At 49.8% G+C, this 23,186-nt stretch carries 19 protein-coding genes and 1 other annotated feature; of the genes, 2 read left to right on the forward strand and 17 right to left on the reverse strand.

The window, feature by feature from the left end:
• The 14 genes from rpoB to BQ2674_RS05930 form a co-directional block, all read right to left on the reverse strand.
• Window positions 1-3,699 carry a DNA-directed RNA polymerase subunit beta gene (rpoB, locus tag BQ2674_RS05865; protein ID WP_075572884.1) on the reverse strand — a complete coding sequence of 1,233 codons (3,699 nt, stop codon included), beginning with the start codon at window positions 3,697-3,699 and terminating at the stop codon, window positions 1-3.
• A gap of 241 nt (window positions 3,700-3,940) precedes the next feature.
• The gene (tyrS, locus tag BQ2674_RS05870) at window positions 3,941-5,197 is read right to left on the reverse strand and encodes a tyrosine--tRNA ligase (RefSeq protein WP_075572885.1); all 1,257 of its coding nucleotides are present in this window, start codon (window positions 5,195-5,197) and stop codon (window positions 3,941-3,943) included.
• A 159-nt stretch (window positions 5,198-5,356) separates the two neighbouring features.
• Complete coding sequence (locus BQ2674_RS05875) at window positions 5,357-6,823, reverse strand: tryptophan transporter (protein WP_075572886.1); 1,467 nt, start codon at window positions 6,821-6,823, stop codon at window positions 5,357-5,359.
• A 12-nt stretch (window positions 6,824-6,835) separates the two neighbouring features.
• The gene (locus BQ2674_RS05880; protein ID WP_075572887.1) at window positions 6,836-7,543 is read right to left on the reverse strand and encodes an energy-coupling factor transporter transmembrane component T; all 708 of its coding nucleotides are present in this window, start codon (window positions 7,541-7,543) and stop codon (window positions 6,836-6,838) included.
• A complete protein-coding gene (locus BQ2674_RS05885) occupies window positions 7,537-8,355 on the reverse strand; it encodes an energy-coupling factor ABC transporter ATP-binding protein (RefSeq protein ID WP_075572888.1) in 819 nt (272 codons plus the stop codon). Before BQ2674_RS05885 ends, BQ2674_RS05880 begins: the two co-directional genes overlap by 7 nt.
• A 45-nt stretch (window positions 8,356-8,400) precedes the next feature.
• Window positions 8,401-8,652, reverse strand: a binding site (T-box leader).
• 186 nt (window positions 8,653-8,838) lie between these two features.
• Window positions 8,839-9,600: a triose-phosphate isomerase gene (tpiA, locus tag BQ2674_RS05890; protein WP_075572889.1), complete on the reverse strand. Its 762-nt coding sequence runs from the start codon at window positions 9,598-9,600 to the stop codon at window positions 8,839-8,841.
• 17 nt (window positions 9,601-9,617) lie between these two features.
• Entirely contained in the window at window positions 9,618-10,799 is a 1,182-nt protein-coding gene (locus BQ2674_RS05895) for a phosphoglycerate kinase (protein WP_075572890.1), read from the reverse strand.
• A gap of 45 nt (window positions 10,800-10,844) precedes the next feature.
• Entirely contained in the window at window positions 10,845-11,870 is a 1,026-nt protein-coding gene (gene gap, locus BQ2674_RS05900; RefSeq protein ID WP_075572891.1) for a type I glyceraldehyde-3-phosphate dehydrogenase, read from the reverse strand.
• Between the two features lie 52 nt (window positions 11,871-11,922).
• Window positions 11,923-12,936: a type I glyceraldehyde-3-phosphate dehydrogenase gene (gene gap / locus BQ2674_RS05905; RefSeq protein WP_075572892.1), complete on the reverse strand. Its 1,014-nt coding sequence runs from the start codon at window positions 12,934-12,936 to the stop codon at window positions 11,923-11,925.
• 200 nt (window positions 12,937-13,136) lie between these two features.
• Window positions 13,137-14,660, reverse strand: a complete 1,524-nt coding sequence (gpmI, locus tag BQ2674_RS05910; protein WP_075572893.1) for a 2,3-bisphosphoglycerate-independent phosphoglycerate mutase — start codon at window positions 14,658-14,660, stop codon at window positions 13,137-13,139.
• 121 nt (window positions 14,661-14,781) lie between these two features.
• Window positions 14,782-15,810 carry a type I glyceraldehyde-3-phosphate dehydrogenase gene (gap, locus tag BQ2674_RS05915; protein ID WP_075572894.1) on the reverse strand — a complete coding sequence of 343 codons (1,029 nt, stop codon included), beginning with the start codon at window positions 15,808-15,810 and terminating at the stop codon, window positions 14,782-14,784.
• A gap of 160 nt (window positions 15,811-15,970) precedes the next feature.
• Window positions 15,971-16,573 carry a hypothetical protein gene (locus BQ2674_RS05920; protein WP_075572895.1) on the reverse strand — a complete coding sequence of 201 codons (603 nt, stop codon included), beginning with the start codon at window positions 16,571-16,573 and terminating at the stop codon, window positions 15,971-15,973.
• 112 nt (window positions 16,574-16,685) lie between these two features.
• The gene (locus tag BQ2674_RS05925; RefSeq protein WP_075572896.1) at window positions 16,686-17,240 is read right to left on the reverse strand and encodes a hypothetical protein; all 555 of its coding nucleotides are present in this window, start codon (window positions 17,238-17,240) and stop codon (window positions 16,686-16,688) included.
• A 15-nt stretch (window positions 17,241-17,255) separates the two neighbouring features.
• The gene (locus tag BQ2674_RS05930) at window positions 17,256-17,534 is read right to left on the reverse strand and encodes a glutaredoxin (RefSeq protein ID WP_075572897.1); all 279 of its coding nucleotides are present in this window, start codon (window positions 17,532-17,534) and stop codon (window positions 17,256-17,258) included.
• Between the two features lie 326 nt (window positions 17,535-17,860).
• On the opposite strand from BQ2674_RS05930, the gene potE reads away from it, so the two are divergent.
• On the forward strand, window positions 17,861-19,195 hold the full coding sequence (gene potE, locus BQ2674_RS05940; protein WP_075572899.1) for a putrescine-ornithine antiporter: 1,335 nt from the start codon (window positions 17,861-17,863) through the stop codon (window positions 19,193-19,195).
• Window positions 19,196-19,245: 50 nt separating this feature from the next.
• Here potE and BQ2674_RS05945 read toward each other — a convergent pair whose 3' ends face one another.
• The gene (locus tag BQ2674_RS05945; protein WP_075572900.1) at window positions 19,246-20,115 is read right to left on the reverse strand and encodes a hypothetical protein; all 870 of its coding nucleotides are present in this window, start codon (window positions 20,113-20,115) and stop codon (window positions 19,246-19,248) included.
• Window positions 20,112-20,543, reverse strand: a complete 432-nt coding sequence (locus tag BQ2674_RS05950) for a hypothetical protein (protein ID WP_075572901.1) — start codon at window positions 20,541-20,543, stop codon at window positions 20,112-20,114. Before BQ2674_RS05950 ends, BQ2674_RS05945 begins: the two co-directional genes overlap by 4 nt.
• Before the next feature lie 155 nt (window positions 20,544-20,698).
• On the opposite strand from BQ2674_RS05950, the gene BQ2674_RS05955 reads away from it, so the two are divergent.
• Window positions 20,699-21,958: a DEAD/DEAH box helicase gene (locus tag BQ2674_RS05955; RefSeq protein WP_075572902.1), complete on the forward strand. Its 1,260-nt coding sequence runs from the start codon at window positions 20,699-20,701 to the stop codon at window positions 21,956-21,958.
• Between the two features lie 45 nt (window positions 21,959-22,003).
• On the opposite strand, the gene nagA is transcribed toward BQ2674_RS05955, so the two are convergent.
• Window positions 22,004-23,167 carry an N-acetylglucosamine-6-phosphate deacetylase gene (gene nagA, locus BQ2674_RS05960; protein ID WP_235828826.1) on the reverse strand — a complete coding sequence of 388 codons (1,164 nt, stop codon included), beginning with the start codon at window positions 23,165-23,167 and terminating at the stop codon, window positions 22,004-22,006.
• Window positions 23,168-23,186 lie beyond the last annotated feature (19 nt).

The following is a 23,186-nucleotide window of genomic DNA, read 5'->3' on the forward strand; positions in this document are numbered from 1 at the left end:
TTATTCTTCCGTATCCTTGTCATCGTCGGCGAGAGCCGTATCATAACTCATACCGATTAACTCCGCTTCATCACCGTTGTCGACAGCTTCCGCTTCTTCAGCAGGCGCTTCTTCATCGGTGCGAACGACCGGTTCCGTTACTGCTTCACTTTCCATAATATGGCGAATTTCATCGTTCTTACCCGTATCCGGTTCCGCATCGTCTTCATCATCCAATTCCTTAATGACCACTTCTTCGCTGTCTTCATTGAGGATTTGGACATCTAACCCGATGGCCTGCAATTCCTTCAAAAGAACCTTGAACGATTCGGGAACTCCCGGTTCGGGAATATTTTCACCTTTGACGATTTTCTCGTACGCCTTGACACGACCGACGACATCATCGGACTTAACCGTAAGCATTTCCTGTAATGTGTATGCCGCACCGTATGCTTCCAGAGCCCAAACTTCCATTTCACCGAAGCGCTGGCCGCCAAACTGGGCTTTACCGCCGAGAGGCTGCTGCGTAACGAGAGAGTACGGGCCGGTCGAACGTGCGTGAATCTTGTCATCTACGAGGTGATGCAGCTTGAGGAAGTACGTATAGCCGACCGTAACGCGGCGATCCATAGGTTCGCCCGTACGGCCGTCGTAAAGAACGGTTTTGCCGTCTTCCGGCAAACTTACGGCACGCAATACGTCAAAGACATCTTCCGCATGGGCACCGTCAAAGACGGGCGTCGCAATGTGGACACCTGCTTTATCGGCCTTAACCATACCGTATGCATCGAGATCGTAACCGACTTCCTTTAATTTTTCGGCGAGCTTATTATCGGGATTCATAATCTGAACACCGATTTCGTGCATGGCCCAACCGAGGTGGGTTTCCAAAATCTGTCCGATGTTCATACGGGACGGAACGCCCAAAGGGTTGAGAACGATTTGTACGGATGTGCCGTCCGGAAGGAAAGGCATATCTTCCTGACGCATGACGCGGGAAACGACGCCTTTGTTACCATGACGGCCGGCCATTTTATCGCCTTCGTGAATCTTACGTTTCTGGGCGATATAGACGCGGACGAGGTTGTTTACGCCCGGCGGCAGTTCGTCATTATTTTCCCGGGAGAAGACGCGCACTTTGACGACCTTGCCCGATTCGCCGTGCGGCACGCGCAGCGACGTATCGCGGACTTCCCGTTCTTTGTCGCCGAAAATAGCGCGCAAAAGGCGTTCTTCCGGGGTCAATTCCGTTTCCCCCTTAGGCGTAACCTTACCGACGAGTACATCACCGGGAAATACGTCGGCACCAACCATGATAATCCCGTTTTCATCAAGGTTTTTCGTACTGTCTTCGCTGACGTTCGGAATTTCGCGCGTAATTTCTTCGGCGCCCAATTTAGTATCGCGGGCGTCGCATTCATATTCTTCTACGTGAATGGACGTGTAAATATCGTTTTTCGGCAGTTCTTCGCTGAGAAGGACGGCATCTTCATAGTTGTACCCTTCCCAAGGCATATAAGCGACAAGGATATTGTAACCCAAGGCCAATTCACCGCCGTCCGTAGCCATGCCGTCGGCAAGGACCTGATCTTTTTCGACGTAATCGCCCTTATAGACAATGGGCCGCTGATTGATACAGGTACTCTGGTTGGAGCGGACGAACTTGATGAGTTTGTACGTGTCAATGCCGCCATCATCGGCAAGAACAATGATTTCATCGCCTGTAACGCGCGTTACCTTACCGGCCCGTTTGGCGAGAACGCAAACTCCCGAGTCGCAGGCGGCCTTATATTCCATACCCGTACCTACGAGCGGAGCCTGTGTGCGGAGCAAGGGAACGGCTTGGCGCTGCATATTCGCGCCCATAAGCGCACGATTGGCGTCATCATTTTCGAGAAAAGGAATCATGGATGTACCGACGGAAACCACTTCCTTAGGCGATACGTCCATAAAATCGACGCGATCCCGTTCCACTTCCAAAACCGCTTCACCGTGACGGCAGGCGACGCGTTCGTTGACGAAGGTGCCGTCCGCCGCAAGCGGTTCGTTCGCCTGGGCAATAATATACTGTTCTTCTTCATCGGCCGTAATGTAATAGACATCGTCCGTAACAATGTGTGTCGCCTTATCGACTCGTCTATAGGGCGCTTCAATAAAACCGAATTCATTTACTTTGCTGAAACATGCAAGGGACGAAATCAAACCGATATTCGGTCCTTCCGGCGTCTCAACGGGGCACATGCGGCCGTAGTGTGAATGATGTACGTCACGCACTTCAAAGCCCGCCCGTTCACGCGATAAACCGCCGGGTCCCAACGCACTGAGACGACGCTTATGCGTAAGCTCCGCAAGGGGATTCGTCTGATCCATGAACTGAGACAACTGGCTGGAGCCGAAAAACTCTTTAATTGCCGCCACAACAGGGCGGATGTTGATCAGCACCTGCGGCGTAATCGTTTCCGAATCCTGCACGGTCATGCGTTCGCGCACAACCCGTTCCATCCGTGTCAGGCCGATACGGAACTGATTCTGCAACAATTCACCGACACAGCGCAGGCGACGGTTGCCGAGGTGATCAATATCGTCCACGTTGCCGAAGCCGTCCATGAGATTCAGCAAATAGCTGATATTGGCAATAATGTCTTCCCGCGTAATCGTACGGTGATCGTAAGGCAAATTGCTGTTATTGCAAATAATTTTATAAACGGAGCCGTCCTGTTTTTCAACGAATACTTCCACCAGACCGTCATGGTTGAATACACCGCTGTCTTTAATCGTCCCGATTTCATTGGCACCGATTTCCGTATGCGCCGCCACAACTACTTCTCCCGTCTCGGGGTCGACAACGGGTTGATGGAGAGTCAAACCGAAAAGGCGGTGCTCCCAACCGAGCTTGCGTCCCGCTTTATAACGGCCGACGCGTGCCATATCATAACGCCGGGGGTCAAAGAAAAGACCTTCAAAAAGGCTGCGCGCGCTCTCTTCCGACGGCGGTTCGCCGGGGCGGAGTTTTTTATAAATTTCGATCAATGCCTCTTCCTGCGTTTCTGTCGTATCTTTTTCAAAGGTGGCCTGCAGACGGGCATCATTATAGAAAAGCTCCATAATATCGCCGTTGGTCTGCCATCCGAGTGCACGAATCAGTACGGTTACGGGAATTTTTCGATTTCTGTCAATACGGGCGTAGACGATTCCGTTCGTATCCGTTTCCAGTTCAATCCAGGCGCCGCGATTCGGAATAATCGTGGAACTGTAGAGACGAATACCCATAGGATCTATTTCACGGCCGTAATACACGCCGGGGGAACGGACCAACTGGCTGACAATAACGCGTTCAGCGCCGTTAATGATGAACGTGCCCGTGTCCGTAATCAAAGGGAAATCACCCATGAATACTTCCTGGTCTTTGATTTCACCGGTTTCTTTATTTAAGAGGCGAATTTGCACGCGAAGAGGCGCTGCATACGTCGTATCCCGCTCCTTACATTCGCGAATATCATATTTCGGTTCTCCGAGGGAAAAGTTTTCAAAGGACAGCGAGAGATTCCCTGCCGCGTCTTCAATAGGAGAAATATCTCTGAAAATATCTTTCAGCCCTTTTTCCAAAAACCATTCGTAAGATTTGATTTGCAAATCCAACAAATGAGGCATCTTCAGGACCTCGTTAATTTTTGCATACGTATACCGAGTTCGTTTCCCTACCTGTACAGGTTTGAACATGCTGTTACTTCACCCCTTATAAAAAGTACATCTCTTTAAAGCCGAAAGTTTTTGCTTACGGAAAAAGCGACAAAAAAGCAAGGCTCTGACGTAACGTGAACCTTGCTTGATTTTCTTCTGATCCGGAATCATTCCTCCGTAGACAAAAATAAACCTTCTGCCGGATATTCTGCAATGAGTTATTATAGCATACGAAAGTGTCTCGGTCAATAATTAATATTTAATCACATCCTTGGAATTTTTATTCTTTTACTTTCGCCAAGGTATATGTCTTCTTCCCCTTACGGACGATAATATATTTCCCTTCCGAGTTTTTGTGCGGCGTAACGACCGCATCGAGGTCCGTCACTCTTACACCGTTGATCGTAACGGCACCGTTCTGCACGTCTTCACGGGCCTGGCGCTTGGACTTGTAAATGGTCGAATCAACAAGCCAGTCGACAATATTTTTCTCATCCGCTCCGACCGTTACGGTCGGCATCTTTCCGAATGCCTGTTCCAATTCGCTCTTCTTGAGCTCCGCAATGCTGCCGTGATACAGGGCTTCCGTAATTCGTTGCGCTTCTTCAAGTGCCGCATCGTCATGAACAAAGCGCGTAACTTCTTCCGCCAGCCGGCGCTGAGCCAATCGTTTTTCCGGCTCTTCCAGAACGGCCGTTGCCAACTCTTCGATGTCCTTCTGACCGAGGAAAGTAAAGAATTTCAAATACCGCACTACATCGGCATCATCCTGGTTAAGCCAAAATTGGTAGAATTCAAAGGGCGATGTCTTTTCCGGATCAAGCCAGATAGCGCCGCCGGCCGTCTTGCCGAATTTCGTGCCGTCCGACTTGAGCATGAGAGGAATCGTAAGACCGTATGCTTCCTGTTCGGCTCCTTCAATCTTATGAATCATATCGATGCCGGACGTAATATTTCCCCACTGATCGGCACCGCCTATTTGCAGCTGCACGTCATACGTTTTCAGTAAATGATGAAAGTCGACGGACTGAAGAATCTGGTATGAAAATTCCGTAAAAGAAATGCCCGCGTCGAGGCGGCTCGCAACAACGTCTTTTGCAAGCATTACGTTAATACTGAACAATTTTCCATAGTCGCGCAAAAAGCCGAGAAGATCCAATTTAGACAGCCAGTCATAGTTGTTGACAACGGAAATATTCGAATTTTCGCCGAAAAGGTGGGTAAACTGTTTTTTCAGTTTTTCACCGTTAGCCGCAATTTGTTCCACTGTTTGCAGTTGCCGTTCCGTCTTACGCCCGCTCGGATCTCCGATAACACCTGTGCCGGCACCAATAACGATATACGGATGATGACCTGCCAATTGAAAGCGTTTTAACATCATAAAGGGAATTAAGTGCCCGATATGCATGCTGTCGCCCGTCGGATCGACGCCGCAATACAAAGAGACACTCTTTTCTTCCGTCAATTTACGCAATCCCGCTTCATCAGTCATTTGGTTGACCGCACCGCGCCAAGTCAATTCATCAACAATGTTCATGGCTCTTCTCCTTTTTCTCATAATTGTATTTATTATATATATAAGAGCAGAGGGCGTCAAATTTTCTATCCTTCGGAATTCTCCTGCAACGACGGTATAATTTTTCTCTTTCATATCAAAAACGACGAGACTCGGAAAGAGAATCGCCGTTTTGTATGATTAGCCGATATTTTGTAAATCCTCTACTGCCGCATCGGCCGTAAGCCATGTGTGAGGCGGCTTAAAACCGGCTTTTTCGAAATCGAGCTGGCAGGCGAATATTTGCGGCACGGCACTCTTGCACACATTGTGTTCGTACATGTAGCGCAAGGTCGTTTCCAAGTCGCTGTCGCAAAGAACGCGCCCTTCTTCCAATAGAACAAGGCGATTGGCATAAGGTACGACCGCTTCCAAGGACTGTTCATTGACTATGAGCGTATGGCCGTATTTTACGTTCAATTCATGCACGAGCTCATAAAATTCATGAGTTCCCTCCGGATCGAGAGCCGACGTAGGTTCGTCAAAAACGAGAATTTCCGGGTTCGTCGCCAAAACGCCGGCAATGACGAGGCGCTGCCGCTGACCGCCCGAAAGGTCGGAAAGCTTTCGCTTCCTGTATTCCGTCAGGCCGACTTTTTCCAAAGCCGCTTCGATGGCCGTTTCGATCTCCGCCGTCTTCATGCCCATATTTTCTAAACTGAAAGCAATTTCTTCTTCTACCGTCATGGCAACCAGTTGGCTGTCATAGTCGTCCAGCATCATGCCGACGTGCTTGGCCAGTTCCACAATGGTCGACTGCGTCGTCGCCTGTCCTTTCACGTAAACCATGCCCTTCATGACGCCGCCGAAGTAATGCGGTACGGCACCCGTCACGGCGAGGCACAGGGTACTTTTACCGCTGCCGCTCTCACCGGTGACGACGAGAAAGTCTCCTTTATTCACAGTAAGCGAAACATCGCTTAATATCGGTATTTTTCGCTTGTTATAAATATAGCTTACGTGCTCGAGAGAAATAAGTGCATCCGTGGCAGGCTTCAGATCGTATTCGCTGTGGTCGGAAACACACTCGCCTTCACTTTCATCCAAAAAGCCTCGAGCCGCAAAGAGGCGCTGTGCAGGAAAATACATGAGCGGTGTAACGACACCGTTTAAGAGGCCGATAGCCGCGACGAGAGGCAGCATGGCCGTAAAATAAACTCCATCAGGCAGGTTCATGACGAACTTCAAAATTGTCACAAAGGCACCGCCGCTGACACAGGTCGCGAGAAACCCGCTGAGAACAGGTAAAAGTGAATATTTTTTAATCTTCAAAAAATCCAGATTCTTCACAAGAAAAGCGCAGGTCAAGGCACCGCAAGGTTCGCTGACCAGATTGCCGTAGGGAAAGCCCGACTTGGACGTAAGTACATTGACAAGAGCCGCCACGAGGCCGATGCCGAAGGCCTGTCGGTACGACGGTTTCGTCAGGCAAATGGCCACGCAATACGTGGCAATGGTCCAATTCGGCGTAATGCCGAAGACGCTCGGCGAAACGAGATGCAAAATCGTACCGATGGCGAGGAGGAGCGTGGAAATAGTAATCCAGCGGAATTGTCCGCCCTGGCGATGATGAAATTCCAGCGTGCTTATATCATTTACAGATTTCACAATATCTTCTCCTTATCCCAAGATTTGAAATAACAACGAATAATCGGTCATTCGCCCGTACACGACGAAAACACTGACAAGAACCATCACGGCCATGAGCGCGTAATCGGCGAAACGCGGCGCCACATTACTCATAAAGCTGTGTTCATTACTGCCGAAAGCGCGCAGTTCCAAACTGAGAGCCATCGTTTCGGAACGGCTCAGGGACTTTAAGATAAGCGGCTGAATGACGGCCATGTAATTTTTTATTTTCTTAAAGATATTCCCCTTCGCCGAAAGTCCTCGGCATGATTGTGCTTCCCGAACGTACCTGCTTTCGGCAATGAAGTCGGGCACGAAGCGCAGAGCCGCAGTAAACATGAAGGCGTATTCGTAAGGGATTTTAATCTGCTTTACAAGAGCTGCCGTCAAGTCCTGAAGGCGTGTAGTCGTCAGCAGGATAATGAAGACTACGGTCATGGAAAGCATGCGCAGGCCCGTAATATATGCCGATTCGAGGCTGCCGCCGCCGAGGAGCTGTACGAGACCGAGAAAAACGGAGAACACACAAAGGCTGAAAAAAGCTTTAAGATTACGCCTCAAATTGCCGCACGCCGCAAGAAGCATCACTTCTACGACGACCAGACCCAAGAGCGGAGCCGGCGTATTAAATACGAGGGCCCAGAACGAAAAAGCAATAGTGCCGAAGAGTTTAGTCAGGGGAACGAGATTTTTTAACATACTCTTACACCTCCCACCCGTTTCAGCATGGCATCGCGAAAGGCCTCCATAGTCGCGCAATAAGGCAGGCCCGGAACCGCCATGGACAGAGTCACCGCATCGGGCCGGTTCAGCCCCAATTCATACAGATCACCGCGCTTCGTAAAAAGCTCTTCCGCTGTGCCGTCAAAGGCCTTCGTCCGATTGCCGATGACAACGACACGACGGCAATAGGCAGCGAAGATATCCATGTCGTGTGTAATGACAAGAATCGTAATGCCCTGTTTGTTCAAATCGGCAAGCAGCTCCATCAGCCGTTCTTTGCCGTTTTTATCCTGACCGCTTGTAGGTTCATCCAAAATAAGGTAGCGCGTTTTCATGGCCAAGGCGGACGCTATGGCAACACGCTGTTTTTCACTGCGGTTCAGGTTGGGCGGATAAGCTGCCGCCAAATCCGTCAGATTTGCGGCTTCCAGCGCCGCATTCACATCAGCACTCACTTCTTCGGGAGTGCGGCCTAATTGCTCAGGCCCGTATGCAACTTCTTCGGCAACGGTGGAACGAAACATCTGCCGCTCCGGCCGCTGAAATACATAACCTATGAAGCGGCTTCGTTCGGCCGCACCTGCAGCGGTCACATCGCGGCCGTCCAAGCGGACAATCCCGCTCGTCGGTTTTTCAAGTCCCATGAGCAATCTCGTAACAGTTGTCTTTCCCGAGCCGTTTCGACCGCCCAGACCGATAAATTCGCCTTCCCGGATTTGCACGTTCAAATGCTCCAAAATCGGCTCGCCGCCGGCGTAAGCGAAACTTACATCTCTCAATTCCAGCATCATTTACTCCTCCTACATACAAAAAACCTTTCGTCCCTGCAATACTACAGGGACGAAAGGTTAATATACTTTCGCGGTGCCACCCTTATTGGTCTTATGACCCGGCTCTACATGTACGGCCTAAGCGATACACGTCTCTGCAATAACGGCTGAGATACACCGTCGCACCCTACTTGTCACCTTTCAGGCCGAAGTCTCGCGAAGCCATTCCGTTTGTTGACCCGTACCGGCCTCTCACCGCCGCCGACTCGCTGCAACCGTCTTCACAAACGTACTTATTTCGTTCATAGACCGAATTTAAAATTATGTACATAATGTACCCGCTTTTTCAATCCTTGTCAATAGGTAAATTTCATTTCTCCATGCTCCGCCGTCGTTCATTCAAACGCCTGACTAAGCTCCAACATGAAGCAAATTGAAATACTGCTTCGACGAAAGGTTCCTAAACGGCATATGGTAAAAATCGCCGGCAGCAACTGCATTTTATTTTATGACGGCATGTTGAATGATGGCCGCAAAGTCGTCAGCCTTCAAGCTGGCGCCGCCTACAAGGCCGCCGTCAATATCGGGCGCGCTCGTAAGTGCCGCAATATTTTCGGCCTTTACACTGCCGCCATAGAGGACGGAAACTGCAGCTGCAAGGTCTTTGCCATATAATCCGGCAATTTTACGGCGTATGGCCGAGCACGCCTCCTGCGCTTCCGCAACGCCGGCAGTCTTGCCCGTACCGATAGCCCAAACAGGTTCATAAGCGACAATAATTCGGTCTATTTCTTCACGGTTGATTCCGTCCAGCGCCGTCGCAATCTGCGCTTCAATGACGGCCGTTGCACTGCCCCGCTCCCTCTGCTCCAAGGTTTCGCCGCAGCAAAGAACGGGCATCAGACCGTGCGCAAGGGCGGCCTTCACCTTTAAATTGACCGTCCCGTCAGTCTCGTTAAAATACGTGCGGCGTTCGGAGTGGCCTAAAATAACATGGGAAACGCCCACGTCAACAAGCATGGCCGGTGAGACTTCTCCCGTATAGGCTCCGCTGTCCTTCCAGTGCATGTTCTGCGCCGCAATTCGCACACCCGTCTCTTTGGCGAGAGAAACCGCTTCGCCCAAATAAGGAAACACAGGCGCCACAATGACTTCCGGCATACCCTTGTCCGCCACATATCCGATCAGAGCCGAAAGTGTTTCTCTTACCTCCGCCCCGGTATGGTTCATCTTCCAATTCCCTGCAATAATCGTTTTTCTCATAAGAGCTCCCGCTTATCTCATTTATCGCGCAAGGCGGCAATGCCGGGCAACGTCTTGCCTTCCAAGTATTCCAACGAAGCGCCGCCGCCTGTAGATATGTGCGTAATCCGATCGGCCAGGCCGGCCTTATTGACTGCCGCAACGGAATCGCCGCCGCCGACTATGGAGACTGCCGAAGCTTCGGCTACAGCCTTGGCAACAGCTTCCGTGCCGCCGGCAAAATGTTCCATTTCAAAGACCCCCATAGGCCCGTTCCAGACAATGAGCCTCATGGCTTGCAGCTTATCTGCAAAAAGCTTGCGGCTTTTTGTGCCGATATCCAAAATCATCCAATCTGCCGGTACATCCGTTACATCCGTTTCTTTAAACGGCGAGTCCGGCGCAAATTCCGATGCCACGACGACGTCGACGGGCAACAGCAGTTCCGTATGCTCTTCTGCGGCCTTTTCCATGAGGGAAGCGGCCAACTCCAGCTTGTCCGTTTCGACGAGAGACTTGCCGATACCCAACCCCTTAGCGGCTAAAAACGTATTGGCCATACCGCCGCCGATAATCATAACGTCCACTTTCGGCAGTAAATTGGAAATAACTTCAATTTTATCGGACACCTTGGCGCCGCCGATAATGGCCGCAAAGGGATGTTCCGGATGATTTACGGCCCCGCCGATAAAGCGAATTTCTTTTTCCAACAGAAAGCCTGCGGCCATGGGCAAAAATTCCGTTATACCCGCAACCGACGCGTGAGCGCGGTGAGAGCAGCCGAAGGCATCGTTAATCCCCACATCGGCAAGTTCCGCCAAGGCTTTCGCAAAAGCGGGGTCGTTTTTTTCCTCTTCCTTATGGTAACGCAAATTCTCCAACAGCAGAACTTCGCCGCTCTTCAGCTCGCGGGCCATCTGCTTTACGACTTCACCGACGCAGTCGGGTGCCAGTTTAACAGGTACGCCCAAAAGTTCGGTCAGTGCTTCCGCTACCGGGCGCAACGAAAATTCCGGCTTTACTTCGCCCTTCGGCCGGCCCAGATGGCTTGCCAAAATAACCGCACTGCCCCGCTCCAGCAGATACTGTATAGTCGGCAAGGTCTTGCGGATTCGCGTGTTATCCGTAATTTGTCCCTTCTCGTTGAGGGGGACGTTAAAGTCGGCCCGTACAAATACGCGCTTATTGTTCAAGCGTATGTCCGTAATCGTTTGTTTCATTGAAAGTACTCCTCCTGTTTCCCCGGATAAAAATCGACTTCATGTTTAATTCCATCCTTTTTCGGCAAGGAACCGCACCATATCAACAATACGGCGGGAGTAGCCCCATTCATTATCGTACCAGGCGACGATTTTCACCATACCGCCGTCCATCGCAAGGGTCAAGGGAAGATCGACGATGGCCGTGTTTTCATTGCCTCTGAAGTCAACCGATACGAGTTCATCGTCATTTGTGTCAATATAGCCCTTGTACGTACCGGCAGCGGCTTTTTGGAAAACTTCATTTACATCTTCCGCCGTCACGTCTTCCCGTTCTAATTCCAGTACAATATCGATAATCGACACGTCCGGCGTCGGTACGCGAACGGCATGGCAGCTGAGCTTACCGGCACACTGAGGCAATACTTTGGCAATCGCTTCGGCGGCGCCTGTCGTCGTCGGAATGATGGACATACCGGCTGCGCGGGCACGACGCAAATCACGATGAGATACATCCAAAATTTTCTGATCCACCGTATACGAATGAACGGATGTAGTCATGCCGCGCTTTACGCCATACGTTTCATCCATCAGTTTAAAGATAACGGCTAAGCATCCCGTCGTGCAGGACGCACCGGAAATGACATGATGCTTTGCCGGATTATATTCATTTTCATTGACACCCATAACCAACGTAATGTCTTCAATCGTGGAAGGGGCCGTAATAATTACTTTTTTGACCGTGCCGCCTAAAGGCAGCTTATCCTGTGACGATTCGTTGACACGACCTGCGTACTTTCCGGAAGCGTCAATGACGATTTCCGCACCCAAGCCGTTCCAGTCGACCTTCTTAATGTCTTTTTCTTTAAAAAGAGGATAGGCGACGCCGTCCATAATGATATGTCCGTCATCATAAGCGATATCGTTGGGCAGCGTTCCGAATATACTGTCATATTTCAACAGATGTGCCATTTGTTTCGGCGTACCTATGTCGTTAATAGCAACGATTTCAATATCATTTCTATACTGCTGCACAATTTTAAACACTTGCCTGCCGATTCTGCCGAAGCCGTTAATTCCGATTTTTACCATTCTCTACACCCTTTCCGCCGATCATTTTTCTGCAAAGAAATTTCCGCCGTCTTTATAATCCTTTAGAGCCGATATATGCGGCCAAGTCATTTACGCGCAGGGAATAGCCCCATTCGTTATCATACCAGGCAACGACTTTTATCATATTGCCGTCAATAACCTGTGTGTCCAAGGCATCTACAATAGAGCTGTGTGTATCGCTGATATAGTCGGAAGAAACGGTAGCATCCTCGGAATAAGCCAAAATTCCTTTTAACGGACCGTCAGCCCATTTCTTCAACGCCCCGTTCACTTCTTCTTTGGTTACGTTCTTTGCCAAAACGGCAACGAGATCCGTCATGGATACGTTCGGCGTAGGCACGCGCAAAGCCATACCGGTAAACTTCCCCTTCAATTCGGGCAAAACGAGAGCTACGGCTTGAGCGGCACCGGTAGAGGTAGGAATGATCGACTGTGTCGCACAACGAGCGCGGCGCAGATCCTTATGCACGGAGTCGACGAGGTGCTGGTCGTTCGTATACGAGTGAACGGTCGTCATCATACCGCGCACAATGCCGAATTCCTGCGACAGAACCTTGGCAACGGGCGCCAAACAGTTGGTCGTGCAGGAGCCGTTGGAAATAATGTGATGTTTCGCGGGGTTATAGGTTTCTTCATTAACACCCATGACAATAGTTGCGTCCGGATTCTTCCCCGGAGCTGTAATAACCACTTTTTTCGCACCGCCGGCCAAATGCTTCGACGCCGATTCACGGTCTTTAAACTTGCCTGTCGATTCGACGACGACGTCGACATCCAACTTTTTCCAAGGAATATCGGCCGGATCCGTTTCATTCGTCACGGGAATCGCTTTTCCGTCTACAACAAGCGTATTTTTCTGTGTATCATATGAAACATCATGCCGCCATGTGCCGTGAACCGTATCAAATTTCAGCAAATCGGCCATGATCGGTCCGACAGAACGATTGTTAATCGCCGCGATTTCCACATCAGGTTGCGAAAGAGCCGTTCTGAATGTACATCTGCCGATTCTTCCGAAGCCGCTGATTCCGATTTTTATTGCCATTATGTTTCCTCCTTACCGCTGTCGTCATGTATCGCCGTAAAACAAAGAATTAAAGGAGACACATTTTCGTCGTTTACTATTTATAAATATATATTAACTTCCTTATATTGTAAACTCTATATATAGCTTATTTTATTTTTTCTCAATAAGCGCAATATCTCAAATTTTAATAGTATATACTATTTATTCCGTATTCCTTCTTAATCGTCGATTAAATTATGTCCCGTCATTTCTGCAGGTTGTTTTATTCCTGCCAAGTACAGCAGCGTAGGCGCCACATCGGCAAGAATTCCGTCATGGAGATGCGCTTTTTTACGGACTTCACTGACGAGAAGGCAAGGCACGTGGTTTGTCGTATGGGCCGTATAAGGGCAGCCGGTTTCCTCATCAGCCATTTTCTCCGCGTTGCCGTGGTCCGCAATGATAAGTGCCTGGCCGCCCTGCTTTCGCAAAACCGCCACGATTTTTCCGATACACTCATCAACCGTTTCCACGGCCTTCTTCGCCGCAGCAAAAACGCCCGTATGCCCGACCATATCGGCATTGGCAAAGTTCAGGATGATCATGTCATACACATTGGTCTCAAGCGCCTCGATGACGCGCTTTGTCACTTCGGGAGCACTCATTTCAGGCAGTAAATCATAAGTCGCCACCTTCGGCGAAGCGATGAGCAGACGATCTTCACCGGCATTTTTTTCTTCTTCACCGCCGTTAAAAAAATACGTTACATGGGCATATTTTTCCGTTTCCGCAATACGGAGCTGTGTTTTGCCCGCTTCGGCAAGAACTTCACCGAGCGTATTATGCAAATGTTCTTTATGATATACGACATGAACGGGAAGAGAGTCTTCATATGCGGTCATGGTCACAAAAAAGAGGTTTTGCAGCGGTCTTCTTGTAAATCCCGTGAAACCGGTACTGACAAAAGCTTCCGTCAATTGTCTCGCTCTGTCGGGGCGGAAATTAAAGAAGACGACACTGTCGCCGTCTTTTATGGGGCAACTGCGTAAAACCGTAGGAACGACAAATTCATCGGACACGCCGGCCGCATAAGATCGTGCCAGGCATTCTTCAGGCGTCTTCGCGTTTTCGCCCTCTCCTGAAGCAACAGCCTTATACGCTTTTTCTACGCGTTCCCACCGTTTATCCCTGTCCATGGCAAAGTATCTGCCGCTGATTGTAACAATTTCACCGACACCGAGCCGTTTCATTTCTTCTTCCAGTTCACGCAAGTATTCTTCCGCACTGCGCGGCAATACGTCGCGGCCGTCGAGGAAAGCATGGATATATACGCGTTCCACCCCATATTGCCTGGCCATTGCCAAAAGGCCGTAGAGATGCTTTTCGCTGCTGTGCACACCGCCCGGTGAAACAAGACCCATAATGTGCAGTGAACGGTCCCTGCGGCGCGCATTTTCCATGGCCTCCTGCAAGACTTTTTTCTTAAAGAATGCTCCCGATTCTATGTCCTTAGTGATCTTCGTCAAAGATTGGTAGACGATACGGCCGGCACCGATATTCAAGTGCCCCACTTCCGAATTGCCGATCTGTCCGTGCGGCAAGCCGACAGCCTCTGCCGACGCTTCCAGATGGGAATGAGGATATTCACGCCAAAGAGCAGGCAATGCCTTTAAATCGGCCTGAGCCACGGCATTATGTTCCATCGCTTCGCTGCAGCCGAAACCGTCCATAATGATCAACATAACCGTTTCTTTCTTTGCCATTATCATTCTCCTTTTACAGATATAATCTAAACGATATGGGAGCACAATACGGACAGGCGGGAGAGGAGCTCTCCGGCCTGTCCGGTGTCAATACTGCAGCCTTATTGCCTGCATAAGCGGCTCAATGCGTGCTGTTATATTCATTCATTGTTGCGATTAAGCGGCACATCGTCTCGGCATAACCGATTTCATTATCATACCATGCGACTACTTTAACGAAGGTATCCGTCAATGCGATCCCCGCTTTTGCATCAAAAACGGCCGTCAAGGGGCATCCCAGAAAATCCGATGAAACGACGGGTTCTTCCGTATAGCCGAGAATGCCTTTTAACTCTCCTTCACTTGCCGTTTTCATGGCCGCGCAGATCTCTTCATATGCAGCGGGCTTCTCCAAATTAACTGTCAAATCGACAACTGATACATCCAGCGTAGGTACTCGCATAGCCATGCCCGTCAATTTACCGGCCAAGGCCGGAATGACCTTGCCGACAGCCTTTGCCGCACCTGTCGAGGAAGGAATAATATTGCCTGAAGCGGCACGTCCGCCGCGCCAATCTTTGGCAGACAGTCCATCAACGGTATTTTGAGTAGCCGTCGTAGAGTGGATGGTCGTCATCAAACCGTCTTTAATGCCGAATGTGTCGTTCAGCACTTTGGCAATCGGCGCCAGGCAGTTCGTCGTACAGGAAGCATTCGACACGATCTGCTGGCCCGCATACAGATCCGTATTAACGCCGCAAACAAACATATCCGCCAAGCGTCCGTCGGAGCCTTTCTTGGAAGGAGCGGAAAGAACGACATATTTCGCACCGGCCTGCAAATGCTTTTCCGCCGCTTCCACCGTAAGAAAACGGCCCGTCGCCTCGACAATATATTCGGCACCTGCTTCATGCCATTTCAGGTTTGCCGGATCCGCTTCGGCAGTTACACGAATACGCTTGCCGTTGACGATGAGCAGGCCTTTCTCTTTATCCGCTTCAACAGTCCCGTTAAAGCGGCCGTGCATGGTATCATATTTCAGCATATATGCCATGTAATCAACAGGGCACAGATCATTTATACCTGTAATTTCCATATCGTCACGAGCCTGCACCAGCCGAAGAACAAAGCGACCGACACGTCCGAAACCGTTGATGCCGATTTTGATCATAACCGATTCCCCCTTGCACAATAAATCACAGTCCGCAGTCTTTATGTAATACATTATGACACATCGGGACATGCTTTTTCAAATATCGGAATGCCCTGAATCCCGATATTTTTCTATGATGCGCAACCGAATTACGGCACTGTTCTTCGTGCAGCCTGCCCTATTTCTTCACATCAATGAGAACTGCGCCGCCCTTACGGGCATACCCCGTATTCCACAACTCATAAAGAGAAAACCAGCGGAACGTACCGTAACTGATAACCTTGACCATAAGCGTGTCTCCAAATTCTCTATAGCCGGCCAACCAAAACCAGTGCCAAACATAGTCACTCAGATTTTTGCTCTGATGCTTAAGATTCAAATACGGTACGGGCATGGACCTGTCAAGTTGTGCTTTAATTTTGTCCGCATAATCTCCGTACGCAGAAGCGCCGCTCAAACCGCGTAAAGAGACGGACGTTACGCCGCAGTCACCAAGATACCGCCTATATCCGTCCGTCCAAATATCAAGTGTATCAATTCCGGTCATGCGGGGACTCAAATAAGGTTTCATTATCTGAGAGAAACGAACATAGTCCGATTCTTTTATTTTTTTCTCATTAAAGGGATAAATGGACACCAAATCACAGCGCCGTGCCAAGTAAATGCTCACATCACAGGCAACAACGGCACCGCAGCCGCCGCGGTTCATCCACCAATCCGTAAAGCGTTCCTGATTATATCCATATCCGTTATTGACTTTAAAAAGCCGTAACTCCCCCACGTTTCTCACCTCTTACAGCAAGCCGACCTTATATCGGTATGAAAATACCGGCTGCGCTATATGCAGCCGGCTAATTGTGCCCGCACAATATTTTTATCTGTTCTCTAACGGCTTAATACCCGCGTTCCGCTTCTGTCTGTCCCACCAAAGATGCAAGCGTACCTATAAATGAATTTCCCGTCATTTCGCTTGCATTCACGGAATAGGAATATAGACCGCTGCGCCAGTATGCCGCATAATTGACGCCGTCATCAGTCGTTACGGAAACAACCGTACGTCCGATGATAACCGGCATCCAGTTATCCGAATAATACCCCGATAAAGCACGCGGTGATAACTCTGCCGCCGCTGCTTTGCGAATCATGAGGCGATTATTATTTTTTACATCGCTTTCCTTATACACAAGTTGCGCCATCTTATCGATGGTTTCGCAGGCAATTAAAGTATAATGCTCATTGCCGGCCAACGTAAGCGGGGCAAAGCCGACCGCATTCGCAACGGCCTGCACGCTCTTATATTCTTTAATGGGGCTGGGTATTTGAACCGCTTGTCCTACGGCAGCCTGCTCCATCCGGGAACTTCCGTTTACAGGCTGCTGCCCTGCGGCAAAAACACCGGCCGACATAGTGAACGCCGCCAAAGCGGCACAGGTAATTTTCTTAATCATCGACATATATCCCCCTTACTGTACCAATTTGTCAAAAACAGCCTTGATTTTGTACTTCGTTTCGCCGTACGATTCTTCGGGCTGCGCTTCATACAACTTCTTGTCACCCTGGAAAAATACGGGCACATAGTCATACATATGACCGGCCGTAACGTCGGGGTTTTCCGTTTCTTCATACCATTCAAGCGGTATATTGCCGTAAGCCGGATTGGCTTCCGTCAATTGGGCAACCGCTTTTTTTGCGTTAGCACAATAAGGACATTCATGTAAATAAAAAGCTGTAATTTTTTCCATTTTCACGCACTCCTATACGTATTGTGAGCAGCCTGCATTCAGCAACGGCGGAAAAACTGATTGTATTATACCATACCGTTTAAGTGTAATAAAGCCCGGTGCAACTCCCGATACGGATATGCCATTGTTTTTAAAGTCAGGCGCTTATTTGTTTTTATAATTTTCAAAGCGTCTCGCATCCGATTAATTTTTTTAGATAAAAATCAGAAAAATTTAAGCGTCTTTTTCCATCTTTTTTACTGGTATTGTAAAAAGAAAAGTGCTAAAATTAATTGATTTTTAAATTAGGGATTTTCCCAAATTTACAGACGAAAGAAGGACTGATAATGAAAACTACTTGTCGTAAAATGTCTTGGGTGCAGCTGACATTCGTCACTGCAGCCAATATGCTCGGTGCCGGCATTATTATGCTGCCGACCCAGCTTGCGGAGGTCGGAACGATTTCCATCTTCTCATGGATCATTACCTCCTTAGGCTCACTCGCCTTGGCCATGACCTTCTCCCGCTGCGGCATGTATACTACTAAACGCGGCGGAATGGGCGGTTACGCCGAGTACGCCTTCGGACGAACAGGACATTTTATGGCAAATTACGCATATGCCGTATCCATTGTCATCGCCAACGTAGCCATTTCCATTTCCGCCGTCGGTTACGGCGCCGGATTTTTAGGAACACAGTTTTCGCCATGGCAAACATGTTTATATACTGTTGTTTTACTTTGGATTGCAGCGTCCCTGAATTGCAACGGCAGCCGCTATTCGGGAAAGCTCACAACCATTACTATCTGGGGTTCCGTTCTTCCCATTCTGGTCATTTCCATTGCCGGCTGGTACTGGTTTAATCCGTCCACCTGGCTGGCCGCATGGAGTCCCACTGCGCTCAATTGGAGCGATGCCGTAGGCAATTCCATCTCCTTGACACTCTGGTCATTCCTGGGCCTGGAATCGGCTTCCGTCAATATGGATGCGGTCAAAGACCCGCAAACGGCCGTGCCTAAGGCAACTTTCATCAGCACGGTCTTCGTTGCCGTCGTTTACATACTCTCTACAAATATCGTTGCCGGTATTATCCCCAACGCGGATCTGCTTTCCTCAAGCGCACCCTTCGGCATGGCTTTTGCCGCCATGTTCGGTTCCACAACGGGACGTATCGTCATGGGACTTATGGCCTTTGCCTGCGCCGGCTCACTTCTTTCATGGCAGTTCACTTTGGCCCGTGTCTTTAAGACCAGCGCCGAAAGGGGGCTTTTTCCGAAAGTCTTTGCCCGCGTCACGTCGGCCGACGTGCCCTTGCGCGGCATGTTTCTCATCCTGTTGATGCAAAGTGTCCTCGCTTTGATGACTGTCAGCCCGTCTTTATCGGAACAGTTCGAGCAACTGGCCAATCTCGCCGTCGTTACGAACGTCATTCCGTACATCTTGTGCGCAGCCTCGTTAAAGGCGATTTTGGAACAGGAAAATATTTCCAACGCCGCCTGCAATAGAAATGTGTCTTATTTTCTTTCGGGCGTTTCCGTCATGTATTGTCTCTATGCCGTAACAACCGTAAACACGACAACCTTTATCGGCGGCTGCATTGCCGCCACAATCGGTTGGGTAGCGTACATGGTGCGCTTCAATCTCTTAAAAACGCACTTCATTGTTGAACAGGAAGTTAAATGAACGGCAGAAACCGCGTTGCCCTTGAGGACAACGCGGTTTGATTTTATGTATTACTGCTTCCATACGGCCGTTTTCAAAACAGTCAGCGCATTTCCCATACCTATGGCCGCCCACATAAAAAACGTATAGCTCACAAGGGGCAAGATAAAAATCAAGGGATTGTTGCGAACCGTCAAGTATTGAAACTCATACGCCCACAAGCCGGTCGTCATATTTACGGCTGTTTGCACAAAGATAAAGACGCAAACCATAAAAACCAGGCGAAAAAGAGCAAAGACGCGGTCTCTCATGAAGGGGTATCTCGTTTTGGCCGGATAAAAATAAAAGGCAAACGCAGCGATGATGAAAATATTATAGGCCGCAGTGTTAACAAAAAAGAACAGGCCGAAAAGGCCGGTGATAAATTGCTCCGGCCCGCTTACGCCGGCAAAGTTCACAGCCGGAAAAAAGAAAAGAGCCATGAGCGCTGTCGGCAGCGGCAAGGCATACATAAGGGGATCAATAAATTCGGCAAAAAGCCGGTGCCGTCGGTTTGCATACCAATATTCAAAAAGCCAGGCCAAAACGGCCTGAAGAAACAAAGTGCCCAGAAGCCAAAGAAAATAAACGCCCAATCGCAAAATATAGAACTTCCAGAGCTCCGTTTCGCGCAACGTACCTAAAAAAGCCGTGGCAAAAATCGCGCCGATAACATTGCCATAAAAAAGATATGCCGCTGCGGCATAAGCGCTCTGCCCGTGCCGCTTCAAATCCCGTCGGCGCAGCATAAGCGTTATAATTAGAGCGGTCAAAAAAAAGTACGGTACGGATAAACTGACAAAAAAGCGGCGGTCCGACACAAAGATACCGAAGGGAATCGGAATAATCCACAGTGCCGACCAAAAGACGGCTCTCACCTTATTGACTATATCCGTTTTCACTGTTCCCCACCCCTGTCAGTATCCCGCTTCAGCAGACGACTGAGACCATATGACGTAAAGAGCATAACGCACAGGTCGGCATACATGAGGATGATAAAGATAAAATCCCGCACGACGGTCGGCCAATTCCAAAAATCCTGTGCTTGCCACCAAAAATCACCGTATTTGACCAGGCAGACAAACACCGCCATGGCCGCCAGCCGCACGAGAAAAAAGATGGGCGGCCATATGCACCGTGCAGGCTTGCCGAACCCGGCCCCTTGTCTGCCGACATAGCTGAAGGGTATGAAAAAGGACAAAAAGATGTAGCTTACAAGGGCGACGACCGCACTGGAGCCGCTGTGAATCGTATAGGCGCCGATAGGAATGAGTATGGTAAAAAAGCTCATATATACGGATTGTTTAAAAATATCTCGCCACCAAGCCATGATCTTCCTCCACAAATGTAATATTCTATTCGTTCAGTATAGCAAAAAACCTTTTCCCTGAGTAGAGTACGACAGCATTTTCATAGCCTGAGAAATATACTATAATAACACCTGTACCACATATGAATAACACAAAACTATACATGAGGTAGCTTATGGCAAAGACATTTGAAACGCTCGGCATCACGCCGGCATTGACGGAAGCGTTAAAAAATCAACACATTCAGACACCGACACCCGTCCAGGAACAGGCCGTTCCGGCAGCGCTGAAGGGACGAGATCTGCTCGTCCAGGCACAAACGGGAACGGGGAAAACACTGGCCTTCCTCCTGCCCGCTCTGCAGCGAACAAAAAAAGACCGTTTTTTTGAACAGGTGCTGATCGTTGCGCCGACGCGGGAGCTGGCCAGGCAAATCGCCGAAGTCGCAGCTGCGTTTATACCGGCAACGGCTCTCGATATATTAAGCCTTGTCGGCGGCAAGACGATTGAAAATCAACTGCAAAAGCTGCACCGCCATCCGCAGGTCATTATCGGCACGCCCGGCCGTCTTCTCGACCATTGCCGCCGCAATTCCCTTGATTTGAGCGGCGTGCGCCATGTCGTCGTTGACGAAGCCGACCAAATGCTGCAATCGGGATTTCTCGAAGAAGTGGACGAGCTCATCAGTATGACGCCGAAAAAGCGGCAACTCCTCTTCTTCTCCGCCACCTTTCCGCCCAAGGTCCGCAGCCTGGCAAAAAAACACATGAGCCAGCCGCTCAGCCTGACCGTCCGCGAAGGTGAAACGGTCACGCTCGAAAATATTGAACAGCGTATTTATGTAATAAAAGAAGATGATAAATTTTCTTTTCTCTGTAAAATGCTGCAGGAATGGAACCCTTATTTGGCAATCGTCTTCTGTAATACAAAAGAACGCGCTGCGCAACTTGCAGGCAAACTCATTGCCAAGGATTTTAACGCGGCCGAGCTGCACGGTGATATGACGCAGGGGCGACGCACGCAGGTCATACGCGACTTTGCCAAGGCCAAGACGCAGATCCTCGTCGCTTCGGACATCGCAGCCAGAGGTATCGACATTGAAGGCATATCGCATATATTCAATTACGACGTACCTCGCGACGTCGATTACTACGTGCACCGCATCGGTCGGACAGGGCGCGCGGGAAGCTCGGGACTCTCCGTCATGTTCGCCACCGCTGCCGATACCGATTGGGTACGGCGCATTGAGCATGCCATTGAGGCGACGATCATAAAATACACGGCTGACGGCCGCGTAAAAGTAAAAGCGGCAAACAAGGCTCCAAAAAAGAAAAAAATTATCACGGACAAGCTGCCTGCCGCTACGTACAGAGCGACAAAGAAAAAAGAACATAAAATAAAACACAAAGGCGCCGACCATCGCCGCCGGCGCTAAAAGGGAGCGGATTCCGTTTATCCGCTCCCTTTTTGTCAGATATACTTATGGTGTCTCCATGTATACGGTCTCACCGGCGACAATCGTCCGCCTTACATGTAAATCCCCGTCGTCCAAGAAAGTAATATCCGCCTGCTTGCCTTTTTCCAAGGACCCCAAACGTTCGGCTACGCCCAAATCCCGCGCCGGATTTATAGTCGCCATGGCAATAACGTCCGGCAGGGGTGCGCCTGTATTGACAAGAAAATTAAATACGGCCCGGTCCATCGTGACGATGCTGCCCGCTAAAGTTCCGTCGGCCAGTCGTGCCCGTCCGTCCCGAACAAGGACCTCGCGGCCGCCCAGTTCGAACAGGCCGTCACCCATGAGGCAGGCCCGCAGCGAATCGGTTATGAGTATGAGTCCGTCACGGCCCTTCGCCTTATACGCCAAGACCTGTGCCGTCCGGTGCACATGAATATTATCACAAATGAGCTCGCAATGCGCTCTGTCATCTGTCAGTGCGGCGCCGATAAGGCCGGGCTGCCGATGGTGAAAGGCCGGCATGGCGTTAAAAAGATGCGTTACATGATACACGCCGCAATCCGCCATACCCGCCATTTCTTCATATGTTGCCGCGCTGTGCCCGACAGAGACGACAATGTCCTTATCCCTGCACAATGCAAAAAAAGTCTCGTCGTCTATGGTCTCCGGAGCAAGAGTAATAATTTTGATAATGTCGCCATAGTCTTCAATAAGAGATATATCCGCTTTTGCAATCGCCGCGGCCTCCTGAGCTCCCTTATACTGCTCATTGATAAAAGGTCCTTCCATATGGGCACCCAAAATGCGTGCCCCTTGCGGCTTTTTGCACCGGGCTGTACGAATTCGTGTCAGTGCGGCCTCTATGCGGGAGCGCTCATAGGTCATGGTCGTCGGCAAAAAAGCGGTCACTCCCGTCTGCGGCAAGAGCGCGGCCATCGTTTCCAAGGCATGGTCGGCCTCATCCATCGCATCGGCCCCGCCGCAGCCGTGTATATGTTCATTAATGAATCCGGCCGTTACAAAACAGCCTGTCGCGTCTATCACTTCTTCACACATACGCGGGCGAAAAAAGCGCTGCCCCATTATGTCCCGAATAGTGTCGCCTTCATATAAAAGAACCTGCCCCGACACGATCTCCCGCTCAAGCACAAGATTGCCGTTAACGACCGCCTTCACGGCATTCACTCCGTTCCGCCTCTGCCTC

The sequence above is a fragment of the Megasphaera coli genome (assembly GCF_900095855.1).
Taxonomy (GTDB): Bacteria; Bacillota; Negativicutes; order Veillonellales; family Megasphaeraceae; genus Megasphaera; species Megasphaera massiliensis_A.

Coding starts and splice junctions, on each gene's coding strand:
- rpoB (WP_075572884.1), bottom strand. CDS start 3,699: ATGTTCAAACCTGTACAGGTAGGGAAACGAACTCGGTATACGTATGCA.
- tyrS (WP_075572885.1), bottom strand. CDS start 5,197: ATGAACATTGTTGATGAATTGACTTGGCGCGGTGCGGTCAACCAAATG.
- BQ2674_RS05880 (WP_075572887.1), bottom strand. CDS start 7,543: ATGTTAAAAAATCTCGTTCCCCTGACTAAACTCTTCGGCACTATTGCT.
- BQ2674_RS05885 (WP_075572888.1), bottom strand. CDS start 8,355: ATGCTGGAATTGAGAGATGTAAGTTTCGCTTACGCCGGCGGCGAGCCG.
- tpiA (WP_075572889.1), bottom strand. CDS start 9,600: ATGAGAAAAACGATTATTGCAGGGAATTGGAAGATGAACCATACCGGG.
- BQ2674_RS05895 (WP_075572890.1), bottom strand. CDS start 10,799: ATGAAACAAACGATTACGGACATACGCTTGAACAATAAGCGCGTATTT.
- gap (WP_075572891.1), bottom strand. CDS start 11,870: ATGGTAAAAATCGGAATTAACGGCTTCGGCAGAATCGGCAGGCAAGTG.
- gap (WP_075572892.1), bottom strand. CDS start 12,936: ATGGCAATAAAAATCGGAATCAGCGGCTTCGGAAGAATCGGCAGATGT.
- gpmI (WP_075572893.1), bottom strand. CDS start 14,660: ATGGCAAAGAAAGAAACGGTTATGTTGATCATTATGGACGGTTTCGGC.
- gap (WP_075572894.1), bottom strand. CDS start 15,810: ATGATCAAAATCGGCATCAACGGTTTCGGACGTGTCGGTCGCTTTGTT.
- BQ2674_RS05925 (WP_075572896.1), bottom strand. CDS start 17,240: ATGATTAAGAAAATTACCTGTGCCGCTTTGGCGGCGTTCACTATGTCG.
- BQ2674_RS05930 (WP_075572897.1), bottom strand. CDS start 17,534: ATGGAAAAAATTACAGCTTTTTATTTACATGAATGTCCTTATTGTGCT.
- potE (WP_075572899.1), top strand. CDS start 17,861: ATGAAAACTACTTGTCGTAAAATGTCTTGGGTGCAGCTGACATTCGTC.
- BQ2674_RS05950 (WP_075572901.1), bottom strand. CDS start 20,543: ATGGCTTGGTGGCGAGATATTTTTAAACAATCCGTATATATGAGCTTT.
- BQ2674_RS05955 (WP_075572902.1), top strand. CDS start 20,699: ATGGCAAAGACATTTGAAACGCTCGGCATCACGCCGGCATTGACGGAA.